Source organism: Pseudarthrobacter sp. PvP004 (genome assembly GCF_017876035.1).
Taxonomy (GTDB): domain Bacteria; phylum Actinomycetota; class Actinomycetes; order Actinomycetales; family Micrococcaceae; genus Arthrobacter; species Arthrobacter aurescens_A.
This window is the reverse complement of sequence record NZ_JAGINL010000001.1, coordinates 339,245-361,712: the sequence shown is the minus strand read 5'-3', so window position 1 is coordinate 361,712 and position 22,468 is coordinate 339,245. Positions and strand designations below refer to the sequence as shown.

Sequence of the window (22,468 nt, the reverse complement as noted above, 5' to 3'; positions counted from 1 at the left end):
AATAGCGCGCAGAGCGGGCCACGCAACCGCCGTCAGGCAACCGCCACGGGCTCCTTCTTCGCTGCGTCCTTGCGGATGGTGGCGCTGATCACCGCGGCTACCGTGCACATGGCAGCTGCGCCCAGCCAAGCGTAGTTGTAGTGCCCGGTGGCATCGCGGATGAAGCCGGCCAGGAGTGCCGCCACGGCAGCCCCGAGCTGGTGGGCTGCGAATACCCAGCCGAACACCACGGAACCATCGGCACCGAATACCGAGCGGCAGATAGCTGCGGTGGGAGGGACGGTGGCAACCCAGTCGAGCCCGTAGACCACAACAAAGATGATCATGCTCGGCTCCACGGACGAGCCCAGCAGCAGCGGCAGCACCAGCAGTCCGATCCCCCTGAACTGGTAGTACACAGCAAGCAGCACTTTGGGGTTGAAACGGTCAGTCAGCCAACCCGACGCGATGGTCCCCACGATGTCGAAGATTCCGACGACGGCCAGCAAACCTGCCGCCGTGGTTTCGGGCATGCCGTGATCGTGCGCCGACGGAATGAAGTGCGTGCCGATCAGTCCGTTGGTGGTGGCTCCACAGATTGCGAAACCCGCAGCCAGCGCCCAGAACGTCCGGACTTTGCTGGCACGCTTGAGGACCTGCAGGGCACGGATCGCGGCGTTGGCGGAATCTCCTGAGCCTGGCGAGGCAACCACAGCGGCGGTCTTGCCTGGCGTCGTCGCGGTTGTTCCGGCGTCGGCGGCTTTGGTGCCAGGTTCATCTTTGGCGCCAGGTTCAGCAGCTGCAGCTTCTTCGGCACCGTAAGGCAACACCCCGACGTCGGCCGGTGAGTTCCGCAGCCAGCGCAGCACCAGCGGGACTACTGCGAGCGCACCCGCTGCGATGAGCAAAGATGCACCGCGCCAGCCCGGGTTCTGGGCAAGCGCCGCAATAAAGGGCAGGAACACCAACTGGCCGGCTGCACTACCGGCGGTCAGGATGCCGATCACCAGGCCACGGCTCTTGGCGAACCAGGTGTTGGCGATGGTCGCGGCGAAGACCAAGGCCATGGAACCGGTGCCCAGTCCAATGAGCAGCCCCCACGTGAGCAGGATCTGCCAGGACTGGTTCACGAAGACCGTCAGTGCTGAGCCGAGCCCGATCAGGCACAGAGCCAACGAGGTGACCTTGCGGATGCCGAAGCGTTCCATCAGGGCCGCGGCGAACGGAGCCGTCAAGCCGAACAGGACCAGGTTGATGCTGACGGCCAAGGACAGCACCGTGGTTGACCAGCCGAATTCCTCCTGCAGCGGGACCATGAGCACACCGGGGGCTGCACGGAATCCTGCCGCTCCAACCAAGGCAAGGAAGGCAACCGCGGCCACGATCCAGGCGGGGTGGAGGCGTGGGCGCTTGCCCGTCTTTACCGAAGGGGTCCGTGTTTCTTCGGGCGGGGTCCCTGTGACGTCGGGAGCGGTCATGCGGGGATCTCCATTTCGGGGGGAGCTGTTGTTCGGGTCTCAGCTGTTGTTCGGGTTTCAAGGGGTGCAACGGCGAGTGGGAGTGGATGGTCGCTGCGTGTGAAGCTGTGCCAGCTGGTGTTGGCCGCGGTGAGTCGGGTGCCGCAGTTGGTGCACGTGTCAGCAGACGACGTGGCTTGTCCGCAGTCCGTGTGAATGACACGCATATGCGAGACCTCACTGGGAGCGTTCAGGTGTTTCTCGGCCCAGATGATGATGGCGTTCAGCACGGGCAGCGCGTCCTCGCCTTTGGGCGTGAGGACGTATTCCTGTCGTGTCCTGGCGCCGTCCTGGTACGGCCTCTGGGCGAGCAGTCCGGCGTCGAGGAGCCAACCCAAGCGTTTGCTCAGGACGTTGTCGGCCACTTCGAGGCGTTGCTTAATGGCGTCGAATCGGCCGTTGCCGAAGAAGATTTCGCGCAGGACCAGGCTTCCCCAAGGGTCGCCGAGGACATCCAGGCCACGGGCGAGGCTGCACGTGCGGGCGGACCAGTCGGAACGAAGAGGCATGCGCTCAAAAGTAGCTGACTTCTCTAAAGAAAGCTAGATGTTACTTCCACGGCCACCGAACGACACACCCCTTTGGTTTGCCGCAGTGTCATCAGCGGTTCACCCTCCATGCCTACGCTTGCCCAGTCAACTCTGACCACGAAAGGCACCCCTGAATGTCATCGAACAACCCTGAATTGGTGAATCGTTCAACCAATAGGAGCGGCGGACTTTCCCGTCGCGGCTTCCTCGGTACCGCGGCTGCAGCGACGGCGCTTGCGGCCACGGGATCCCTGCTGCCACCCTCAGTGCAGGCTGCGATGGCCAAGCCGGTCCCGCCGGGTAGCCTGCAGTCCATCAAGCACGTGATTGTGCTGATGCAGGAAAACCGGTCCTTCGACCACTACTTCGGCTCGCTCCGAGGCGTCCGGGGATACGGCGATAAGTCCTTCACTCGGCTACCCAACGGCAAGTCGATGTTCGAGCAGCCCCGCGCGACCGGGGAGACCGTACTGCCGTTCTCACTTCGCAAGGCCGCGGAACTGGCCGGCCGGCCGGGCTCCGATATCCAGTACCTGGGCGATCTGGACCACTCCTTCAACGGCACCACGACGGCATGGAACAACGGCTGGTGTGACAAATGGATTCCCGCGAAGAGCGCCTCCACCATGACCTTCTACGAGCGCCAGGACATCCCTCTGCAGTACGAGCTTGCAGATACGTTCACCATCTGCGACGCCTACCACTGCTCCGTTAACGGCTCCACCAATCCCAACCGCAACTACCTCTGGAGCGGAACCACGGGCAACGAGCCGGGCAGCACCAAGCGCGCCGTGACCAACGCGGCCTATGGCTACGATCACGGCGGCTACGGCTGGACCACCTACCCTGAGCGCCTGGAACAGTCAGGGGTCTCGTGGAAGATCTACCAGGACTGGGACAACTTCACCGATAACGCAGTGGAGTACTTCCAAACATTCAAAGCGATCGGACGCAAGATGCTCGCATCGGTGGAGGGAAACCTTCGCACCACCGAGGAGTTCTACGACCAGCTCTCCGGGAAATCCCCTGCCGAACAGGATCGCCTCCTCGCCCAGCTGGAGCAGGGCCGCGCCGCCCTCACGGATACCGAGAGGGCGCTCTTCGACAAAGCCATGTGGCGAGGGCGTCCCGACACCCTCCTGGAGCGCCTCAGCGCAGACATCACCGGCGGTACTTTGCCGCAGGTCAGCTGGCTGGTGCCGTCCGCGGCCGATTCCGAGCACCCTGGCGCCTCCACCCCGGTGGGCAGTGCCAACTTCGTCTACCGACTCCTGGACACTGTGGCCAGCAACCCGGACACCTGGGACAGCACCGCCATCTTCCTGAACTTCGACGAGAATGACGGCTACTTCGACCACGTCCCACCGCCCGTCCAGCCGCGACCAACGTCAGGCGAGTCCACTGACTGGACCACGGCGCGGCCCATTGGCCTGGGGCCCCGGGTGCCCATGACCGTCGTTTCACCATGGACCGTGGGCGGCTATGTAAGCTCCGAAATTTTCGACCACACCTCGGTGCTCCGCTTCCTGGAACGCTGGACGGGCGTAGAGGAACCGAACATCTCGCCGTGGCGCAGGGAAGTCTGCGGTGACCTGACGGGCGTCTTCAACTTCGCTTCGCCCGGCACTCCGCCGACGCTGGACCACCCGGCCGCTGTTCCCGCCAAGATCAGCCGCTGGCGCCCGAATCCCCCGGCCGTCCAGGTAGCTCCCCCCCAGGAACAAGGAACCCGTCCGGCCCGCCCTCTCCCCTACAGGCCGCAGGTCTCGGCCAAGGTTCAGCGCGGAGGCATTGCCCTGGCATTAGCTAACAGCGGCACCAGCTCCACGCACTTCACCATCTACGGCTACGCGGGGGAGGTCACCGAGCCACGGCACGCCGATGTCCTCGGCAACCAGACCGTGGACCTCCCCGTCGCAGCTTCCGGCGCCTTCGACGTCGTCGTCACCGGCCCTAACCGGTACCAGTACGAACTGAAGGGCACGACGGCGGGCGCAGCGTCCGGCGTCGACGTCACCGTGAACGGTCGCCGCGGCAACAAGGCCGTGGAGCTGGAAGTGCGGAATAACGGCACCGAACCCGTGACCCTGAAGCTGGAGTCACTGCAGTACGCGGACAGCCAGGACAACGTGAAGCTCAAGCCGGGGCACACTAAGAAGATCGGCTGGGAAACCCTGAACGGTTGGTACGACCTGGAAGTCACGTCTGCCGAAGACACCACGTTCCGCCGCCGCCTGACCGGCCGTGAAGAAGACGGACGCGAAGGAATCTCCGGCTAGCCAAGAGGACCGGCATGAAGAAATCCGGCCCTTGTCCGCCCCACTCGCCGTAGAGCGGTGAGGAGAGCGGACAAGGGCCGGATTCGTTGGTGCTAGCCGATCTTGGCGAAAGCCTGTTCCAGGTCTGCGATCAGGTCTTCGGCTTCTTCGATGCCGCAGGACAGGCGCAACAGGTTGACTGGAACAGCCAACTCGGTACCCTTCACCGAAGCGTGGGTCATCTCCGAGGGGTAGTTCATGAGGGACTCAATGCCGCCCAGGGACTCCGCAAGCGTGAACACCGACGTCGATTCAGCAACGGTGCGTGCCGCGGCCTCGCCGCCCTTGAACTGCACGGACACCATGCCGCCGAACTTCTTCATCTGCTTGGCGGCGAGCTCGTGCCCGGGGTGGTCCGGGAGGCCCGGGTACAGCACGGCTTCAACCTCGGGACGCTGCAGCAGCCATTCAGCCACAGCCTGGCCGTTCTCGCTGTGGCGGTCCATGCGGACGCCCAAAGTCTTCAAACCACGGGTGGTCAGGAAGGCGTCCATCGGGCCGGACACGGCGCCCACGGCGAACTGGATGAACCCGATCTTCTCGGCAAGCTCAGCGTCCTTGACCACAATGGCACCGCCAACCACATCGGAGTGGCCGCCGATGTACTTCGTAGTGGAGTGGACCACAACATCGGCACCCAAGGCGAGCGGGGTCTGCAAGTAGGGGGACGCGAAAGTGTTGTCCACCACCAGGAGGGCACCGGCGTCGTGCGCTACGGCGGCGAGTGCCTCGATGTCCGTGATCTTCATCATCGGGTTGGACGGCGTCTCCACCCACACGATGCGCGTTTTGTTGGCTGCAACAGCGGAGGCTACGGCGTCGAGGTCGGCCATGTCCACGGGAGTGTTGCCGATGCCCCAGTCGCCCAGGACGCGGTTGATGAGGCGGTAGGTGCCACCGTAGGCGTCGTTGCCCAGCACGATGTGGTCGCCGGGGCGCGCGATGGCACGGATCAGGGAATCCTCGGCTGCGAGGCCCGAACCAAAGGAGAACGCAGCGGTACCGCCTTCGAGGGCGGCGAGCTGCTCCTGGAGGGCGTCGCGAGTCGGGTTGCCGCCGCGGCCGTATTCATATCCTGAGCGCAGGTTCCCGATGCCATCCTGGGCGTATGTAGAGCTGAAGTGCAGCGGGGGCACCACAGCACCGGTCACCGGCTCGAAGGCCTGTCCGGCGTGGACGGCGCGCGTGTTGAACCCGGCGTTGTTGCTGGCAGACATGGAAGCTCCTCTAGGTTCGTTCAAGGTTGGTTCGGTTGAATGTTTGATCAAGCGCGCGGGCTTAGTTGCTCAAGTACGCCAGGAGGTCATGGCGCGTCAGGATGCCCACCGGAGCACCCAGGAAGGTCACCATGACGGTATCGACGTCGGATAGCAGCTCCCGCGCGGCGGAAATGGTTTCCAGGGAGCCGATCACGGGGAGCCGGTCCCCCATGTGTTCGGAGATCTTGTCTGACAGCTTGGCTTCGCCACGGAACAGTTTGCTGGTGAGGCTCCGCTCGTCCACGGCTCCCATGACCTCGCCCATCACCACGGGCGGCTCCTGTGAAAGGACCGGGATGTGGGAGACGCCGAACTCGTTCATGATGTTGATGACATCGCGGACGGTCTCGTTCGGGTGGATGTGCACCAGGTCCGGCATCTCGCCGGTCTTGGATTTGAGGACCTCGCCCACGGACGCCTCTTCGCCGCCGGAAAGGAAGCCATAGGAACGCATCCACTGGTCGTTGAAAATCTTGGCGAGGTAGCCGCGGCCGGAATCCGGCAGGATCACCACTACGACGGCGGATTCGTCCAGGTCCTTGGCTGCCTGCAGTGCGGCAACCACGGCCATCCCCGAGGAACCGCCCACCAGGAGACCCTCTTCCCGCGCGAGGCGACGGGTCATTGAGAAGGAGTCAGCGTCGGATACGGCGATGACGTCGTCCGGTACGGAGGGATCGTAGTTGTCGGGCCACATGTCCTCGCCGACGCCCTCAACGAAGTACGGCCTGCCGGTGCCGCCTGAGTAGACCGAACCTTCCGGATCGGCGCCGATGACCTTGACCCGGCCGCCGTCGGACTCTGCGCGGTCAGCGGAAACCTGCTTGAGGAAGCGGCCGGTGCCGGTGATGGTGCCACCGGTTCCGGCGCCGATGACCACATGCGTGACCCTGCCGTCGGTGTCCTGCCAGATTTCCGGACCTGTCGATTCGAAGTGGCTGCCGGGGGCGGCAGGGTTGGAGAACTGGTCCGGCTTGAAGGCGCCCGGGATTTCCCTGACCAGTCGGTCGGAGACGCCGTAGTAGCTCTGCGGGCTGTCGGGAGGCACAGACGTGGGCGTCACCACAACCTCGGCACCGTAGGCCTGCAGGACTGCGCGCTTGTCCTCGCCCACTTTGTCCGGCACCACGAAAACGCACTTATAGCCCTTTTGCTGGGCCACGAGCGCCAGGCCCACTCCGGTGTTGCCCGAGGTGGGCTCAACGATGGTTCCGCCGGGCTTGAGCCTGCCGTCCTTTTCCGCTTCTTCGATCATCTTCACGGCGATCCGGTCCTTGATGGATCCGCCGGGGTTGACGTATTCGAGCTTCACGAGGACGGTGGCTTTGATCCCCTCCGTGACGTGGTTGAGCTTGATGAGCGGCGTATTGCCGATGAGGTCCAACACGGACTGGGCGTACTTCATAGGTACAAAGTTACCGCGTGGTCGCTATGGGACTTGACCCGAGTCAGTTCGTGCTCAGGTCCCGGCGGAGGTGTCGTTCTGCCACACACCCAAAACATTGCCCTCGGTGTCCTTGAAGTAGGCGTACCAGCCCATGGTGGGTACAGCGTCCTTGGCCTGGACCACACTGCCACCTGCCGACTCGATCTGTCCGAGCGCGGCATCAATATCGTCCACATCGATGGTGAGGATGGGGGTCTTCAGATTATCCGTGCGCGGGAACAGGGCTCCGTTGATGGCTCCGGGTTCCTTGGGCGTACCCGTTTGCTCATCGGAAGGTGCCGTAAGGGCGATGGTGTAGTCCATCCCCTGCATAGGGCTCAGGTTCCAGCCGAACGCACTCTCGTAGAAAGTGTTGGCCCTGTCTGTGTTGTCCGTCGGAATCTCGAAATGCACTATGGCGGCCATGATTCGCGCTCCTTGTTCCTGGGATTTGTCCTGGGATATGGCGCGGCCCACCCACGCCACATCACGGAGTCTAGACCCGGCCGGCGCCTGCCGTAAGGGGTTCTGTCTGCAGATTGTCAGCCGGGCGTGGGACCATAAAAACATGACCATCGCAGACGCCCCGCCCGTTGTTGCGGCCGCGGCGGATGCGGCCGTCCGGTGGCATCCGGGCGGTTCCTTCCGCCTGGACCAGACCATGTTTCCGCTCATGCGCGGCAACGCGGATCCGTCCTTCGCAGCGCACACCAGCGGATTTTGGATGGCGTTCACTACTCCTTCCGGCCCGGTGACCCTCCGCCTCTCGGGAGGTGGCCTGGGGGTGGATTCCTTCGTGGACGCCCAGGCATGGGGACCCGGAGCGGAGGACGCCGTGGCCGGCGTGCCCAGGCTGCTGGGCGCCGAGGACGATTGGTCGTCTTTCGACGAGCCTGCCTTCCATGCCACTCTTCCGCGGCTGGTTACAGAGGCACGACGCCGGAACCTGGCTCTGCGGCTGCCCTCCACCGGGCGGGTGGTTGATTCCTTGGTGCCCACCATTTTGGAGCAAAAGGTCACCACCTTGGAGGCAAGGCGCGGCTACCGGTATTTGATGTACCGCTTCGGAACGCCTGCCCCGGGCAAGGCCCCTGCCGGGCTCCTCGTTCCTCCCACCGCCAGGCAGTGGCTGTCCGTCCCTTCGTGGGAGTGGCACAAGGCCGGGGTTGGACCACAACGATCGGCCACAGTCATGCGGGCGCTGCAATCCGCCGTCGCGCTTGAACGTCTTGCTGAGCTGGACCCGGCGAAGGCCGGCGCCAAACTGCAGACCATTCCGGGCATCGGCATCTGGACCGCCGCTGAAGTTGTCCAACGGACCCACGGCTGCCCTGATTCGATTTCCGTGGGCGACTACCACCTGGCCGCCTATGTGGGGTACGCCCTGACTGGGCAAAAAACAGATGACGCCGGCATGATCGAGTTGCTGGAACCGTGGCGCGGTCAGAGGCAGCGACTGGTCCGCATGCTGTATTTGAGCGGCTTCCGCAAACCCACGTTCGGGCCGCGCATGACTGTTCAGGATCACCGCGGACACTGAGTTTTTATTGCGGACGGGAGCTGTCCGCAGGGGCATGGACGGTCATTTCCGGCGGGTATACCGTGGCGCTTAGGAGCCATCACAAGCCGTCCCTGGAGTGACCGTGATCCACACCAACAAGCTCACTAAGACCTTCACCGTTAAGAAGGAAACCGTCGAGGCCGTGAAGGGCGTGGACATCCACGTCGCCCCGGGCGAACTGGTTGCCTTCCTTGGCCCGAACGGCGCCGGCAAGTCCACCACCCTGCGGATGCTGACCACTTTGTTGAAACCAACGTCGGGATCGGCCACTGTGGCCGGCGTCGACGTCGAAAAGGACCCCGCCGGCGTGCGTGCCCGGATCGGTTACATCGGCCAAGGCAATGGCGGCGGGCACAGCTACCGGGTGATCGACGAACTGATCATGCAGGGCCGCTTCTACGGTATGAACACCACAGACGCCAAAGCCCGCGCCGAGACCCTCATGGCATCTTTAGACCTCAGCGACCTGGCCAAGCGCACAGTAATCAAACTTTCCGGCGGGCAACGACGACGCATGGACGTGGCCCTCGGGCTGATGCACTCCCCTGGCTTGCTGTTCCTCGATGAACCTTCCACCGGCATGGATCCACAGAACCGTGCAAACCTCTGGGAGCACATCATGCGCATGCGCGAGGAACACGGGACCACCATTGTGCTGACCACCCATTACATGGATGAGGCCGACTCCATGTCCGAGCGCGTGATCGTGATCGACCACGGGACCATCATCGCCGACGACACCGCCTCACGGCTCAAAGCGAACCTCGCCGGTGACCTCCTGGCAGTGGAGGTCGCCGCCGGTTCGGCGTCGGAAGTGCGTGGCCTGCTGGGCCGCGCCGCCGCCGAGGGCGACATGGAGGAAAACGCGTACGACGGCGTGGTCCGCTTCCGCCTCCGGCTGGCCCAAGGCGCCCAACTGGCTCCCGGGTTGCTGAAGGAAATGCACGACGCCGGCGCTCCCGCCCAGTCACTGGAGTTGAAACCGCCCACGCTGGACGACGTTTTCCTGGAATTGACCGGCCGCAGCCTGCGGGAAGGAGCTGAAGTCTGATGATCGAACAAGCCGTTGCCCCGGGTGTCACTGCCCAAAAACGCGGACCGCGCAGCGTAGTGACCGATACATGGTTCGTGTTCTGGCGCGAGATGCTGCTGCCGATGCGGGATCCGTTCTCACTGATCTTCTCCCTCATCCAACCGCTGGTGTTCCTGGGTTTGTTTGGGCCGTTGCTGGGCTCTGCAGTAGGTGCTCCGGCCTTCGGTGGGCAGTCCACGCTGCAATGGTTCCTTCCCGGAGTGGTGGTGATGATCGCACTGTTCGGCACCTCCATGACCGGTTCAAACCTGCAGTACGAACTCATGACCGGTTCCTATGAAAGGATCCTGGCCACACCACTGTCCCGTTCCTCGCTGATGATTGGCAGGGCGCTGAAGGAGTGGGCTCCCCTGGTGTTGCAAGGCTTGCTGATCTCCGTGGTCTGCATCCCCTTTGGTTTCGTTTTCTACCCCTTGCACGTGGTGTTGGGGCTGGTGATCCTGGGCGTCTTCGGCATTGGGCTGGGGGCTTTGTCCTATGCACTGGCCTTGGTCTCGCAGAACAAGGAATGGATCTTCTGGGGCGTGCAGCAAACCCTGCTGTTCCCGCTGATGATCCTGTCCGGCATCATGCTCCCCATTGAGGCCGGTCCGGGGTGGATGAAGGTGGCCAGCCTGTTCAATCCGCTGACCTACTTGGTCAATGCTGAACGGGAGTTGTTTGCCGGGCGCATCGGCATGGACACGCTGTGGGGACTCGTGGCCGCAGTGGTGACGGCCGCCGTCGGACTTGTAGTGGGTATCCGGACCATCAGCCGCAACACGAACTAGTTAGAGGTGGAGCCGGGAGACCGCTTCCTGCCGCATGTCCACCTTCCGCACCTTGCCGGACACCGTCATGGGGAAGGACTCGCGGACGTCAACGTAGCGCGGGATTTTGTAGTGGGCCAGCTTTCCGCGACAGTACTCCGCCAGCTCCTCGGCGGTCAGGGCAGGAGACCCGGGCTTGAGAATGATGCACGCCATCAGTTCTTCGCCGTACTTCTCGTCCGGGACGCCGATGACCTGCACATCCTGGATGGACGGGTGGAGGTACAGGAATTCCTCGATCTCGCGCGGGTAGATGTTCTCCCCGCCGCGGATCACCATGTCCTTGATGCGGCCCTCGATCACCAGGTAGCCGTCCTCATCCATGCGGGCAAGGTCACCGGTGTGCATCCAGCCTTCGGCGTCGATCGCCTCCGCGGTTTTGTCCGGTTGGCCCCAGTAGCCCTGCATCACCGAGTAGCCCCGTGTGCAGAGCTCGCCGATGACACCGCGCTCCACAACTTCCATGGAGCCGGGGTCAAAAATGCGGCTCTCAAGGTGCGGCATGGACCGGCCTACCGTGCTGGTCCGCTGCTCCAGCGTGTCCCCCGCACGGGTCATGGTGGACACGGGCGAGGTCTCCGTCATGCCGTAGCAAATGGCAACATCCACCATGTGCATCTCATCGATGACCCGGCGCATCACTTCGATGGGACACAGGGAACCGGCCATCACTCCTGTCCGCAGCGTGGAGAGATCGTAGGAAGCGAAATCCGGTAACGCGAGCTCAGCGATGAACATGGTGGGCACGCCGTACAACGATGTCCCGCCGAAGTCCTGCACCGCTTCCAACGCCGCCGACGCGTTGAACCCGCGGCCCGGAATGATGGTGGCCGCACCGAAACTCAGCGCGTTGAGATTCCCGATCACCATGCCGAAGCAGTGGTAGAACGGTACCGGGATCACCACCCGGTCATGTTCGGTGTAGTTCAGGAGCCGGCCGATCGAATGACCGTTGTTGAGGATGTTGTGGTGCGTCAGGGTGGCCCCCTTGGGGAACCCCGTGGTGCCCGAGGTGTACTGCAGGTTGATGGGATCGTACGGGTCAAGTTCGCCCATGCGGTCCCGCAGGGCTGAAGTCCCGACGCCGTCCGCCCGGGTCAGGAGTTCGGCATACGTGAGTTCATGGTCGGCTTCCGGGACGCCCAAGGTGAGGCCCAGTTCCGGCGCCCCCGGAAGGAAGACGATCTCCCGGAGCTCGGGACAGTTGCTGGCCGCATCCCTGGCCATGCCCACGTAGTCGCTGTTCTTGTCACTTGGTGCGGCCACCAGCATTCTCATGCCGTTCTGCTTCACCACGAACTCCAGCTCGTGACTCCTGTACGCCGGGTTCACGTTGACCAGCACAGCGCCGATCTTGGCCGTGGCGTACTGAAGGATGGTCCACTCGGCACAATTGGGACTCCAGATGCCGATCCTCTCACCCTTGGCCACGCCCATGGCGAGCAGCGCGCGGGCGAGGCGATCGACGTCGTCGTTCAGCTTCTGGTAGCTCCACCTGCGGGCGTCACCGCCTGGAGTAGCAGCGGCCTCGATCAGCGCATCCCGCAAGGGAAACCGGGACGCGATGCGCTCAAAATTAGCGCCAATGGTCTCTTCGAGCAGCGGGACGTCAGTGTCTCCGGCGGTATAGGACAACATGACGGAACGCTACCAAGGGACTGCTCGCAACAGAACCGTAACCACCTCCAGCAGCACCGTGTCCTGCAGGTAGGGTTGGAGCCATGAGTGCACCCATTGACCTGCAGGCCACGTTCATCCCCAACGAAGGCGAATTCTTCCGCGTGAAGCTCGCTCTGGAAATCGCCATCGACGAGGTCGTCAACGAGCCCGGCTGCATCCGTTACGAACTGACCGAAGCCACCGAGGAAAAGCTCGTCCTCACGGAACGCTGGGAATCCGAAGAGCTCCTGGAGAAGCACTCCAAGGGCATCGCCGTGCAGGACCTGAACGAGTCCCTCAGCGCACTGCTCGCCGAGCCGGTCAAGCTCGAACGGCTCTGATCGCCGCAAGACTGCCAGAACACCTTAAACACGTCGAGGTCGCCGGAATTTTCCGGCGACCTCGATGCTTTCCGGCGACCTTGATGATTCGGGCCCGCCGTTTGTTCTTAGTTTTCCTGGGCCTCGGCGCGCGCCTTGGCAACGTGGGCGTGGACCTCTTCCATGTCCAGGCCCTTCACGGCCTCGATGACCTGCTCAAGCTGCGGACCGTTGAGGGCTCCCGGCTGCGAGAAGACCAGAACCTTTTCGCGGAATGCCATGAGCGTCGGGATGGACGTGATCCCGGCTTCGGCGGCGAGTTGCTGCTCGGCCTCGGTGTCTACCTTCGCGAACACGACGTCGGTGTGCTTCTCCGAGGCTGCCCCGTACGTGGGGGCAAACTGGCGGCACGGGCTGCACCAGGCAGCCCAGAAATCCACCAGGACAATGTCGTTGTCCTCGATGGTCGATGCGAACTGTTCTCCAGTGATGTCAACTGTAGCCATGCTTCCACGGTACGCGACACCGCTTGCTAAGTCCCGTGGAGGGGCGCCCTGTTCGCTTCCCGCGTCAACGGGAATAAACGCGCACCGTGCACTCTCTTGATCCGGACTGAACAGCTGTTTAGTCTATGAAACATGCGTTCAAACGCAGCGGATCTCACCACGCGGGCCCGCATCCGCGACGCCGCAATCGGGCTGTTCGGCCGCGACGGATTCTCCCGCGCCACAGTCAGGGCGGTGGCCGCAGTTGCCGGTGTCAGTCCGGGCCTGGTCATTCACCATTTCGGCAACAAAGCCGGGCTCCGTGAGGCTTGTGATCAGCACGTCCTCGCCCAAACAGCAACCCAAGGCCGCGAGAAAACGGACCCGGGATCCACACGGCAGTTGATCCAGGACTACCTGAACCACCCGGACCAGTACTCCGACGAAATTGCCTACATCCGCCGCGTCCTGAGCGATGAGTCGGAAGCCGGCGACGCCTTTTTCGACACCGTCGTGAGGCAGACCCAGGACATCATCCACGCCGGAATCGAGGCCGGCACCATCCGGAAGTTCGACGACGTCCGGTCCACCGCCGTCGTCATCGCCTCCAACAGCCTGTCGATCCTCATGCTGGGCAGGCACCTCTCCCGGACACTGAGAACTGCAGCCCCCGAGCCCCACGGCATCGGCCCCGAGCTTCTCCGGCAGCTCACCTTGCCCGCCCTGGAGATTTACACACACGGCTTTTACACGGACTCGCGATTCCTGGACGCGGCCCGCGACGTATTACAGCAAAGCACCAGCAACGCCGGAAGGGAGCATGCCCTGTGACCCAGGCAATCGTCGTCGAGGGTTTGCGCAAGAAGTTCGGACCCCGGGAAGTCCTGCACGGACTGGATTTCGCGGTGGAATCAGGGACTGTATTCGGCGTTATCGGGCCGAACGGTGCGGGCAAGACCACCACCATGCGCTGCCTGCTGGACATCATCCGGCCCAGCGCGGGGTCCATCTCGGTGCTCGGACAGGATCCCCGGCAGGCAGGTACGGCCCTCCGCCGCAGGATCGGTTACCTTCCCGGCGAACTGCATTTGGAAAACCGGACCACCGGCCGCCGCGTGCTGGAACACTTCGCGGCGATCAGCGGCCCCGTGGACCCTCAGCATGTCAAGCAGCTCGCTGAGCGGCTGGACCTTGATCTTGATCGCCAGACCCGGAAGCTCTCCAAAGGGAACAAACAGAAGCTGGGACTGCTGCAGGCCTTCATGCACAAACCTGAACTCCTGGTGCTCGACGAACCCACCAGCGGACTGGATCCGTTAGTCCAGCAGGTGTTCCATGCGATGGTTCGCGAGGCCGTGGATGATGGCGCAACAGTGTTCCTCAGCTCGCACGTTCTCAGCGAAGTACAACAAGCCGCCGACGCAGTGGCCATCCTCCGCGACGGTGAAATCGTCACCGTTTCCACGGTGGAGGAGCTCAGGACGGCAGCGGTCCGGCAGCTACGGTTCAATAGCACCGGGACGGAACCGCACGACGTCGGCGCGCTGCTGGCCAGGGTGCCGGGAGTCGCCAATGTGACAGTACGGGAGCTCAAGGCCGACGGGCACACTGCCGGAACAGTCGAGGCGGTGGCGACGCTGTCCGGCCACGTCCAGCCGCTGGTCCAGGAACTGGCCAAGTTGAACCTCACGGACCTGGTCCTCGAAGAACCCGATTTGGAGGAAGCCGTGTTGACTCTCTATGCCGGCCAGCCGCCAGGGCTTGGTCAGCCTCCAAGGCTTGGCCAGTCCGCTGGGAATGGCCAGTCCGCTGGGAATGGCAGGACACCCGGCCGCCACACGGAAGGAGCGCACCGTGCCTAGGATTCTGCCCCTGTTCACCAAGGCCCTGACCGACTCGTGGCGTTCAACGTTGGCGTGGGCGCTGGGTTTGTCGGCGGCGTGCATGCTGTACCTGCCGCTGTATCCCTCGATCGGAGGCAGCGCACAGATGCAGGACCTGATCAATGCGCTGCCGCCCGAAATGACCAAAGCCCTGAACTATGACCAAATCGCGTCCGGGCCCGGCTACACCCAAGCCACCATGTTCGGGCTGATCGGATTCCTGTTGATGTCCATGGCCTCGATCGGCTGGGGCGCCGCGGCTGTGGGTGGCGACGAGGAATCCGGATTGCTTGAACTGACGCTCGCGCACAGCGTCACACGAGTGCAGGTAGTCCTCGAACGCGCCCTGGCGATCCTGGTTCGTATTGCCCTGCTTTCGGTGCTCGTCTTCCTGCTGGTGCTGGGACTGAACGGACCCTCTCAACTCAGCATCGACGTCGGTCATCTCGCCGGAGCGGTACTGCTGTTCGCCGCACTGGCGCTGCTCAGCGGGACAGCCGCGCTCTGCGCCGGTGCGCTCAGCGGCCGGAAGGTGTACGGGATCGCGGCCGGCGCCGCCGTGGCCGTTCTCGGGTATGTCTTCAACGCGGTGGGACGGCAAAGTCCCGACGTCGAATGGCTGCTGAACTTGTCGCCCTACCACTGGGCGTACGGCAACTCCCCAGTGGCCAACGGTGCTGACTGGGGAGCCGCCGCGGGCCTGTACGGCATCTCGGCAGCACTCATTGTGCTCGGAGCCGTGGCGCTGCAGCGACGCGACGTAGGGGTTTAGCTCCAGACGTGCGGGGCGGGACGACGCGCTCCGGGGAGGGCGTTGTTCTCCCGCCACTCGTGGATCCACTCGGGCAATTCCAGGTCAGCCGGCGGCGCTCCGAACTCAGCGATGATTTCTTCCTGCGTGACGGGTTTGCCCTTATGGACCAACCGGGTGGCGATGTGCGCCCGGGCATAGATTTCACCGTCCACCACCATGCGCTGCTCAAAGTAGATGGCCTTGGTATCCAGCCCGATGATGCGGCTTTCGATGGTGTATTGCTGCCACAGTTGCAGGGACTTGCGGAAGGCGATGGTCTCCCCTGCTGCCACCGGACTCCACCCCCGCTTGCGCATCCTTGTCCAGATGCCGCTGCGGACCATGAGGTCGAAACGGCCGAGGTCCATCAAGGAGAAATACATGCCGTTATTGACGTGCATCGCGATGTCGATGTCGGTGGGCAGAACTCGCAAGGGCAGCGATGATTCTTCCCAGACGCCCAATTTTGAGCGCTTGGATGACGTGAACAGCAGCATGAGGGTACGAAGAAGCAGGTGCATAATCCAATGTTACCCGCCGGTAACTTTGGAGGGAATATGGCGCCCGCATTGTGGACCCGGCTCTTAGCGCAACGGCCGTTTATGTCCAACGATTGCACTAACGTTTACCGCCGGTTCATGAAAGCCATGCACAATATCTGAAACTCATATTGATCGAACACCTAAGGGGGAACCTTTGAGCACACTGCAAACCACCAGGCCGCAAGGCGACGTTTGGCCGGAACTCTCCCGCCACCAGGATGTGGTCCTCCAGGATGCCCGCGGCAACCGCATCGAGGGAACCATCGATGGCATGACCGATGACCGCAGCACCCTGTGGATCCAACTCAAGGGTGGCCTGGGCCGCCAACTGATTCACCACTTGGACGGCTACTGGCTGGAGACGCCGGCCGCCTGATCCAGTCCAGTAAAGGCAGGGCCTTCGCGGTAGCTAGTATTCCCCTATGACTCAAGCGCGATACCGGGACCTCGTCGAATGGCCCCTGATGGCCACGGCACTGATTTTCCTCACGGCTTACGCGTGGCAGGTTATCGGTCGCATCAGCGGCGCCGAGGCAACCCCCTTCGAGGTTGTCCTCTGGATCACGTGGGGAATCTTCGCATTGGACTACTTCGTCAACCTCTGGCTTGCCGAAGACCGGATGCGGTGGTTCCTCTGGAACCTGCACGAACTCCTGATCGTGGTGCTCCCCTTCTTCCGGCCACTCCGGTTGCTGAGGCTGGTCACTTTGCTGTCCGTCCTGCAACGCACCGTTGGTGAAACCCTCCGCGGACGCGTCGCCACCTACGTTGCAGGCGCGGCAGCCATGCTGATCCTCATCGGGGCTCTGGCCGTGCTGGACGTGGAGCAGAACGCCCCCGACGCCAAGATCGTCACCTTCGGGGACGCTGCGTGGTGGGCCATCACCACCATCACCACCGTGGGTTATGGCGACCTCTACCCCGTGACTCCCATCGGCAGGATCGTCGCAGCAGCCCTCATGATGAGCGGGATCGCGGTTCTGGGTATTGTCACAGCGTCCATCGCTTCCTGGCTCCTGCAGCGAATCGAAGAGAATGCCGAAGGCGTGGCAGCGGCAGCAGAAGTCAAGGCTGTCGCAGCGGAGGAACCAGTCAGGGCCGAGCTGGCCGATCTGGTGACGGAGATCGCAGCGCTGCGGATGGAGATCGCGGAGCTTAGGCAAGCCACGGCGCCCAGGCAAGGGCACGAGGCTTAGTCCAGCGTCCCGTAACGGGTTGCCAGGCGACCTCTGGTTTGGCCGTACGCTCACCACCAACTTCGAGGACTCACGTGGCGTGGCGCGCCGTGGCTTCCGGCGTGTCACCCGGCTTTCCGGTTCAAAGTGGGTGACAGCCGCACAGCCTCGCGTTGGCCCTCCCCCACCGGCGGCGAAAACAAAGAGGAAGACCATAGGAAAACGAAAAATCCCCGGAACCAGTGGTTCCGGGGATTTTCCTTGGGTGGCAGATGAGGGATTCGAACCCCCGTAGGCGTTGCCAGCTGATTTACAGTCAGCCCCCTTTGGCCGCTCGGGTAATCTGCCGAACTTCAAAAGAAGATCACTTCCGGAGACCGTTTCTTTTAGATCCGGTAACCGAAGGCAGAGATAACCTTACAGAAGTTTCTGCGAAGAATCTAATCGGGGCGGGATGCCCGGGATGTCGCGGTATTTCAGGCTTCCCCGAGGATCCTGCCGGCAAGTTTCGCTTCGAACTTTTCGGCCTGCTCGGCAGTGATCTGGTTGAGTTGCACAGCCCGCAGCAAATCTGCGTGCACACCGTCCATTCGCGAGGTGGCATCGGGAACAGGGCTGAGGACGATCGACGCTGCCACTGCCGCGGCCGCCACGGCACTCGCTGCGGCAACTGCTGCCGTGCCAATGGAGCCGGCTGCTGCAGACGCGGATTTGCTGATGGACTGGACGGCCTTGCTGCTCATGCTGATCCTCCGACGAAGCGTTCTTCCAACTGGTACAACTCTCAACCTGCTGCCTCAGTTCCAACCCTGCGTGTGCTGTGAGCGAACTGTGAAAGTCCTCCACAGTCCCAAGTGGCGCCTTCCGTACTAGGCTGGATGCCAGACCACCCCGCCCTCACAGGGCCCCCAACCTAAGGAGAGTCATGGCAGGCGAATCCACATTCGACGTCGTCAGCAAGGTAGACAAGCAAGAGGTCGCCAACGCGCTGAACCAGTCCCAGAAGGAAATCGCGCAGCGATACGACTTCAAGGGCGTCGGCGCAGAGATCGACTTCAGCGGCGAAAAGATCCTCATGAAGGCCAACTCCGAGGACCGCGTCCTGGCTGTCCTGGATGTCTTCCAGTCCAAGCTCATCAAGCGCGGCATCTCGCTGAAGTCCCTGGACCAGGGAGAGCCTTTCCCCTCCGGCAAGGAGTTCCGCCTGGAGTGCTCCATCAAGGAGGGCATCGCCCAGGACATCGCCAAGAAGATCAATAAGATCATCCGCGATGAAGCCCCAAAGTCCGTCAAGTCTCAGATCCAGGGCGACGAACTCCGCGTCACGTCCAAGTCCCGCGATGACCTGCAGGAGACCATGAACATCCTCAAGAAGTTCGAAGAGGCCGATCTCCAGTTCGTGAACTTCCGCAGCTAGTCCACGCTTAAACGTTGCTGGCCCGCTTTTCCGTGGTTGTTCAACCACGGAAAGCGGGCCAGGGACGTTTAAGCCACTTACAACAGCGGGCGCCCGGCCATCCGTTCCAATCGGCTGATTCGTTCTTTCATGGGCGGATGCGTGGAGAACATGCGCCGTATGCCGCCGCCGCGGAACGGGTTGGCGATCATCAGGTGCGAGGCATTGACCAGCCGCTGGTCCGGCGGGAGCGGGAGCTGGCTGACGCCGGATTCGATCTTGCGCAGGGCTGAGGCGAGCGCCAACGGATCGCCGGTCAGCTCCGCGCCGTCTTCATCGGCGTCGAATTCACGGGTGCGGGAGATGGCCATCTGAATCAGTGACGCCGCGAAGGGCGCGAGCAAGGCCATCGCGATGGTGGCCAGCGGGTTGGCGTTGCGCCGGTCGCCGCTGCCGAAGATCAGCAGCATCTGCCCCACGGAAGTGATGACACCGGCCACGGCAGCTGCAACGGACGACGTCAGGATGTCGCGGTTGTACACGTGCATCAGCTCATGCCCCAGGACGCCCCTGAGTTCGCGGGCGTCGAGCAGGTGGAGGATGCCCTCGGTGCAGCACACGGCAGCATTCTTGGGGTTGCGTCCGGTGGCGAAAGCGTTGGGTGTCATGGTGGGTGAGAGGTAGATCCGCGGCATGGGCTTGTTGGCACGCACGGACAGTTCTCGAACGATCTGGTACAGCTGCGGTGCCTGCGCCTCGGTGACCGGGTACGCGGCCATTGAACGGATGGCGATCTTGTCGCTGTTCCAGTAGCCATATGCCGTGGTGGCCACACCGATCAAGGCCATGATCCAGATGGGCGTGGTGCTGCGCGTTCCGGCGGCGATGATGGCGCCCAAACCCAACAACACCGCCCACAGCACACCGAAGAGCGCCGCGGTCTTGAGTCCATTGTTGTGTTTATGCACGGTTGTTCTTGTCGCTTTCCTCGGCTTTTGCAGGGGTTCTGTACGGATTAACGCCGACGCCGACCGTACTGTTCCGTTGTCAGCCTACGTTGGCGGTGGCCGGCAGAGTCATGGCACCGGGTGCTTGGCATCGTACGCGACGAATCCGGGCTGCAGGCGGGAGGCAAGCCACGCCATCACGATGCACAACAGGCCGCCCAGGAGCAGCACGCCGCCTTCGCTCAGGAACTGGGTGACGCCCCCGGCCAACATGTCCCCTACCCGGGGCCCTCCGGCCACCACCACAATGAACACGCCCTGAAGCCGCCCCCTCATGTGGTCAGGCGTAGCTGCCTGGAGAATGGTGGTGCGGAAGACGGCACTGACGGAGTCGGAGATACCGGCAAGGGCGCAGCACAGCGCGGCAGGGATCAGCCAGAGCGTCACACCGTCGCGGCCGGCATCCCCGGCCAGCAGCACTACCAGACCAAAGCCGGCAATCGATGCGCCCCAGCCGATCACCGACCACACCACGGCGCTGCCCTGCTTGCGAACCCGGCCCAAGGGCCCGGAAAAGAGGCCGGCCAGGAAAGCGCCCACGGCTGTGGACGCGAGCAGCACACCTACGGTGGTTTCGCCTCCGCCGATCATCACCGCCCCAATGGCCGGCATCAGTGCGCGGGGCTGGGCACAGATCATGGCAATGAGGTCGATGATGAAGGTCATGCGCACGTTGGGCCGGGTGCCGAGGAACCGGAAGCCCTCCACCACGGAGCGCAGCCCTGGCCGCACGGCGTCTTTGGACGGTGGGAGGGGTGGAAGTTTGAAGAGGCCCCACAGTGCGAATGTGAAGCTGATGACGTCAATGGTGTAGGTCCACCCGAAGCCGATGGTGGCTACGAGCACGCCGGCCAGGAGTGGCCCGGCCGTCATGGACAGGCCAAACGTCAGCATGCTCAGGGCGTTGGCCGCGGGAAGCAGATCCTTGCGGACCAGGAGCGGGATGATGGCACTGCGGGCGGGACCGTTGATGCCTTGGGCTCCACTTTGGATGGCCACCAATGCGTAGAGGAGCCAGATGTTGCCGATCTCCAGCCATGCCTGCAAAGCGAGCCCGGCCGTGGTCGCCCAGAGGACAAGCGAGGCGATGAGGGCAACCTTGCGGCGATCGTAGGCATCCGAAATGGAACCACCGTAGAGCCCGGCGAACACCAAAGGAACCAGCGCGAAGATTCCCAAGAGGCCCACATAGAAGCTCTCCTGCGTGAGCCGATAGACCTCCAGGCTGACAGCCACCAGCGTCAACTGCGTGCCGATGGCGGCTACTGATGCCCCCAACCAGAGTCGCCTGAATGCGGGACTCTCCTTCAAGGGGGTGATGTCAGCCAGTAGTTTCGCCACCGTCCTACCTTAACGAGCATTGCAGCAACCTCCCGCAACCTCCCTACGTGCGACTACGGCTTGGTAGGCTCACCCCGGGGAAGGAGTTGACATGGGCTTGGAGCGTCGCTTGCTGTACCGTTCGGGGTTTTGGGAAATCGCACGGCCACGTCATCCCCTCACGGCCGGGCACATCCTGATCAGGCTGTCCGACCCGTCCACGGAATTCGCACAAGCTTCGGCGTCCGACTGGCTTGTCTGCCACAACCTTGTGCGCGCCGCGCTCCACGACGTCCTGGGTTCAACCCGCAGCGCCGTGATGTTTGCCCACCGCTGGCACCCACTGGGCTCCGCCATTGGCGAACCAGTGGCCGAGTCCTCAACACCTACGTTCCACTTCTTCGGGCGCTGGGACGGAGAAACCACGACGCCGGGACTCCAGTTGGCGCTGCCTGCCCACCGCCGTATTGGGGAGCCGGACCACGATCTGGAAGCTACCGATGCAGCGATCCGTGAGGCGCTGCAACGGCGCCGGCCCGAGGCCGCCGTGAGTTCCCTACCCGGGGCGCGCACCGCCGTCGAGCCCTCTTCTGACGTTGGTCCGTTGGTGCGGGCAGTTGAAACGGGACCGCGTCATACGGTGATCGAACCTGTCCGGTCTGTGGCGTCCGTTCGTGACATCCTGCCGGCGGAGCTGCTGGCGATGGGGTCGGTTCTGGCAGGGCTCCCCATGACTGGCGGTCTCAGTGGATTCAGTTGCGTGGCCCTTGAATCGGAGACAACAGGCACCCCGCTGCGGGTCCATGCCCTGGGCCGTTCTGCCGCCGAGGACGTAAATCCCATGGAGGATCTGCTCCGTTCACCAGAAGTTAGCCTTGCCTTATTGTGAACTCCTCAAAATAAGTGTTTCAATGAATGCATGACAGATCACACCACCGAGCAAGCAGAATGGGCAGCTGCCCTGCATGCCCATGGCCGGCGTGTGACGAAACAGCGACTGGCAGTGCTCGCCGCAGTCCAGCACCATCCGCACTCTCCGGCAGAAGGCATTCTTGCCGCTGCCCGCAAAGAGCTTCCTGAACTGACGGCGCAGTCCGTTTATGTAGTGCTCAGCGACCTCACGGACCTGCAGATGTTGCGCCGATTCGAACCCCCGCACTCCCCGGCGCTGTACGAAACCCGGGTGGGTGACAACCACCATCACGCCGTCTGTATCAGCTGCGGCAAGGTGGAGGACGTGGATTGCGCCGTGGGACACGCACCGTGCCTCACGCCGCACTGGGATGAGAATTCCAAGCCCATGACCATCCAGATCGCGGACGTCCTTTACCACGGCATCTGCCAGGACTGCCAGTCCAAACAACAGCTTCCCGTAACTTCCGTAACTCAGAAATAA

24 protein-coding genes and 1 tRNA gene are annotated in these 22,468 nt (G+C 63.1%); 13 read left to right on the top strand and 12 right to left on the bottom strand.

The window, feature by feature from the left end; translation table 11 throughout:
* Window positions 1–32 precede the first annotated feature (32 nt).
* Window positions 33–1,457, bottom strand: a complete 1,425-nt coding sequence (locus J3A64_RS01565; protein WP_014922439.1) for an MFS transporter — start codon at window positions 1,455–1,457, stop codon at window positions 33–35.
* Complete coding sequence (locus J3A64_RS01560) at window positions 1,454–2,005, bottom strand: helix-turn-helix domain-containing protein (RefSeq protein WP_210063510.1); 552 nt, start codon at window positions 2,003–2,005, stop codon at window positions 1,454–1,456. The genes J3A64_RS01565 and J3A64_RS01560 overlap by 4 nt, the downstream gene beginning before the upstream one ends.
* 155 nt (window positions 2,006–2,160) lie before the next feature.
* On the opposite strand from J3A64_RS01560, the gene J3A64_RS01555 reads away from it, so the two are divergent.
* Window positions 2,161–4,305 carry a phosphocholine-specific phospholipase C gene (locus tag J3A64_RS01555; RefSeq protein ID WP_210063509.1) on the top strand — a complete coding sequence of 715 codons (2,145 nt, stop codon included), beginning with the start codon at window positions 2,161–2,163 and terminating at the stop codon, window positions 4,303–4,305.
* Window positions 4,306–4,397: 92 nt separating this feature from the next.
* Here the strand turns inward: J3A64_RS01555 and J3A64_RS01550 are convergent, their stop codons facing one another.
* The 3 genes from J3A64_RS01550 to J3A64_RS01540 all read right to left on the bottom strand — a co-directional run bounded on the left by J3A64_RS01550 (window position 4,398) and on the right by J3A64_RS01540 (window position 7,455).
* A complete protein-coding gene (locus J3A64_RS01550; protein WP_011775675.1) occupies window positions 4,398–5,561 on the bottom strand; it encodes a cystathionine gamma-synthase in 1,164 nt (387 codons plus the stop codon).
* 61 nt (window positions 5,562–5,622) lie between these two features.
* Window positions 5,623–7,008 carry a cystathionine beta-synthase gene (locus J3A64_RS01545; RefSeq protein WP_014922442.1) on the bottom strand — a complete coding sequence of 462 codons (1,386 nt, stop codon included), beginning with the start codon at window positions 7,006–7,008 and terminating at the stop codon, window positions 5,623–5,625.
* 54 nt (window positions 7,009–7,062) lie between these two features.
* On the bottom strand, window positions 7,063–7,455 hold the full coding sequence (locus J3A64_RS01540; RefSeq protein ID WP_011775677.1) for a VOC family protein: 393 nt from the start codon (window positions 7,453–7,455) through the stop codon (window positions 7,063–7,065).
* Between the two features lie 142 nt (window positions 7,456–7,597).
* Here J3A64_RS01540 and J3A64_RS01535 point away from each other — a divergent pair, with 142 nt between their 5' ends.
* The 3 genes from J3A64_RS01535 to J3A64_RS01525 all read left to right on the top strand — a co-directional run bounded on the left by J3A64_RS01535 (window position 7,598) and on the right by J3A64_RS01525 (window position 10,453).
* The gene (locus J3A64_RS01535; protein ID WP_011775678.1) at window positions 7,598–8,569 is read left to right on the top strand and encodes a DNA-3-methyladenine glycosylase; all 972 of its coding nucleotides are present in this window, start codon (window positions 7,598–7,600) and stop codon (window positions 8,567–8,569) included.
* A gap of 103 nt (window positions 8,570–8,672) precedes the next feature.
* Window positions 8,673–9,641, top strand: coding sequence for an ATP-binding cassette domain-containing protein (locus J3A64_RS01530; protein ID WP_374100528.1), 969 nt, complete (start codon window positions 8,673–8,675; stop codon window positions 9,639–9,641).
* Window positions 9,641–10,453 (top strand): ABC transporter permease, encoded by an 813-nt coding sequence (locus tag J3A64_RS01525; protein ID WP_210063507.1) that lies wholly within the window; start codon window positions 9,641–9,643, stop codon window positions 10,451–10,453. Before J3A64_RS01530 ends, J3A64_RS01525 begins: the two co-directional genes overlap by 1 nt.
* Here J3A64_RS01525 and J3A64_RS01520 read toward each other — a convergent pair whose 3' ends face one another.
* On the bottom strand, window positions 10,454–12,130 hold the full coding sequence (locus J3A64_RS01520; protein WP_210063506.1) for an AMP-binding protein: 1,677 nt from the start codon (window positions 12,128–12,130) through the stop codon (window positions 10,454–10,456).
* Window positions 12,131–12,213: 83 nt separating this feature from the next.
* Here J3A64_RS01520 and J3A64_RS01515 point away from each other — a divergent pair, with 83 nt between their 5' ends.
* Window positions 12,214–12,492: a putative quinol monooxygenase gene (locus tag J3A64_RS01515; protein ID WP_011775682.1), complete on the top strand. Its 279-nt coding sequence runs from the start codon at window positions 12,214–12,216 to the stop codon at window positions 12,490–12,492.
* A 107-nt stretch (window positions 12,493–12,599) separates the two neighbouring features.
* Here J3A64_RS01515 and J3A64_RS01510 read toward each other — a convergent pair whose 3' ends face one another.
* Window positions 12,600–12,977, bottom strand: a complete 378-nt coding sequence (locus J3A64_RS01510) for a co-chaperone YbbN (protein WP_011775683.1) — start codon at window positions 12,975–12,977, stop codon at window positions 12,600–12,602.
* Between the two features lie 132 nt (window positions 12,978–13,109).
* Between J3A64_RS01510 and J3A64_RS01505 the strand changes: the two genes are divergently transcribed.
* From J3A64_RS01505 to J3A64_RS01495, 3 genes are read left to right on the top strand one after another with little or no spacing between them, the layout of a single operon-like run.
* Window positions 13,110–13,787 carry a TetR family transcriptional regulator gene (locus J3A64_RS01505; RefSeq protein ID WP_043806244.1) on the top strand — a complete coding sequence of 226 codons (678 nt, stop codon included), beginning with the start codon at window positions 13,110–13,112 and terminating at the stop codon, window positions 13,785–13,787.
* The gene (locus tag J3A64_RS01500; RefSeq protein ID WP_210063505.1) at window positions 13,784–14,818 is read left to right on the top strand and encodes an ABC transporter ATP-binding protein; all 1,035 of its coding nucleotides are present in this window, start codon (window positions 13,784–13,786) and stop codon (window positions 14,816–14,818) included. The genes J3A64_RS01505 and J3A64_RS01500 overlap by 4 nt, the downstream gene beginning before the upstream one ends.
* Window positions 14,811–15,611 (top strand): ABC transporter permease subunit, encoded by an 801-nt coding sequence (locus J3A64_RS01495; RefSeq protein WP_014922449.1) that lies wholly within the window; start codon window positions 14,811–14,813, stop codon window positions 15,609–15,611. Before J3A64_RS01500 ends, J3A64_RS01495 begins: the two co-directional genes overlap by 8 nt.
* Here the strand turns inward: J3A64_RS01495 and J3A64_RS01490 are convergent.
* A complete protein-coding gene (locus tag J3A64_RS01490; protein WP_014922450.1) occupies window positions 15,608–16,153 on the bottom strand; it encodes a thioesterase family protein in 546 nt (181 codons plus the stop codon). The two genes, J3A64_RS01495 and J3A64_RS01490, sit on opposite strands and share 4 nt — an antisense overlap.
* 175 nt (window positions 16,154–16,328) lie before the next feature.
* Here J3A64_RS01490 and J3A64_RS01485 point away from each other — a divergent pair, with 175 nt between their 5' ends.
* Both J3A64_RS01485 and J3A64_RS01480 read left to right on the top strand, forming a co-directional pair.
* The gene (locus J3A64_RS01485; RefSeq protein WP_011775687.1) at window positions 16,329–16,550 is read left to right on the top strand and encodes a hypothetical protein; all 222 of its coding nucleotides are present in this window, start codon (window positions 16,329–16,331) and stop codon (window positions 16,548–16,550) included.
* Window positions 16,551–16,596: 46 nt separating this feature from the next.
* On the top strand, window positions 16,597–17,370 hold the full coding sequence (locus tag J3A64_RS01480; RefSeq protein WP_011775688.1) for a potassium channel family protein: 774 nt from the start codon (window positions 16,597–16,599) through the stop codon (window positions 17,368–17,370).
* 245 nt (window positions 17,371–17,615) lie between these two features.
* Here the strand turns inward: J3A64_RS01480 and J3A64_RS01475 are convergent.
* Together J3A64_RS01475 and J3A64_RS01470 are read right to left on the bottom strand one after the other, a co-directional pair.
* Window positions 17,616–17,697 (bottom strand) — tRNA-Tyr (locus J3A64_RS01475).
* A 128-nt stretch (window positions 17,698–17,825) separates the two neighbouring features.
* Window positions 17,826–18,092: a hypothetical protein gene (locus tag J3A64_RS01470; protein WP_144648679.1), complete on the bottom strand. Its 267-nt coding sequence runs from the start codon at window positions 18,090–18,092 to the stop codon at window positions 17,826–17,828.
* A 182-nt stretch (window positions 18,093–18,274) separates the two neighbouring features.
* Between J3A64_RS01470 and J3A64_RS01465 the strand changes: the two genes are divergently transcribed.
* Window positions 18,275–18,766, top strand: a complete 492-nt coding sequence (locus J3A64_RS01465) for a YajQ family cyclic di-GMP-binding protein (RefSeq protein WP_011775690.1) — start codon at window positions 18,275–18,277, stop codon at window positions 18,764–18,766.
* A 77-nt stretch (window positions 18,767–18,843) separates the two neighbouring features.
* Here J3A64_RS01465 and htpX read toward each other — a convergent pair whose 3' ends face one another.
* Window positions 18,844–19,713, bottom strand: coding sequence for a zinc metalloprotease HtpX (gene htpX, locus J3A64_RS01460; protein WP_014922452.1), 870 nt, complete (start codon window positions 19,711–19,713; stop codon window positions 18,844–18,846).
* 108 nt (window positions 19,714–19,821) lie between these two features.
* The gene (locus J3A64_RS01455) at window positions 19,822–21,093 is read right to left on the bottom strand and encodes an MFS transporter (protein WP_014922453.1); all 1,272 of its coding nucleotides are present in this window, start codon (window positions 21,091–21,093) and stop codon (window positions 19,822–19,824) included.
* A gap of 91 nt (window positions 21,094–21,184) precedes the next feature.
* On the opposite strand from J3A64_RS01455, the gene J3A64_RS01450 reads away from it, so the two are divergent.
* Both J3A64_RS01450 and J3A64_RS01445 read left to right on the top strand, forming a co-directional pair.
* Window positions 21,185–21,961 (top strand): hypothetical protein, encoded by a 777-nt coding sequence (locus J3A64_RS01450; protein WP_210063504.1) that lies wholly within the window; start codon window positions 21,185–21,187, stop codon window positions 21,959–21,961.
* A 30-nt stretch (window positions 21,962–21,991) separates the two neighbouring features.
* Window positions 21,992–22,468 (top strand): Fur family transcriptional regulator, encoded by a 477-nt coding sequence (locus tag J3A64_RS01445; RefSeq protein WP_210063503.1) that lies wholly within the window; start codon window positions 21,992–21,994, stop codon window positions 22,466–22,468.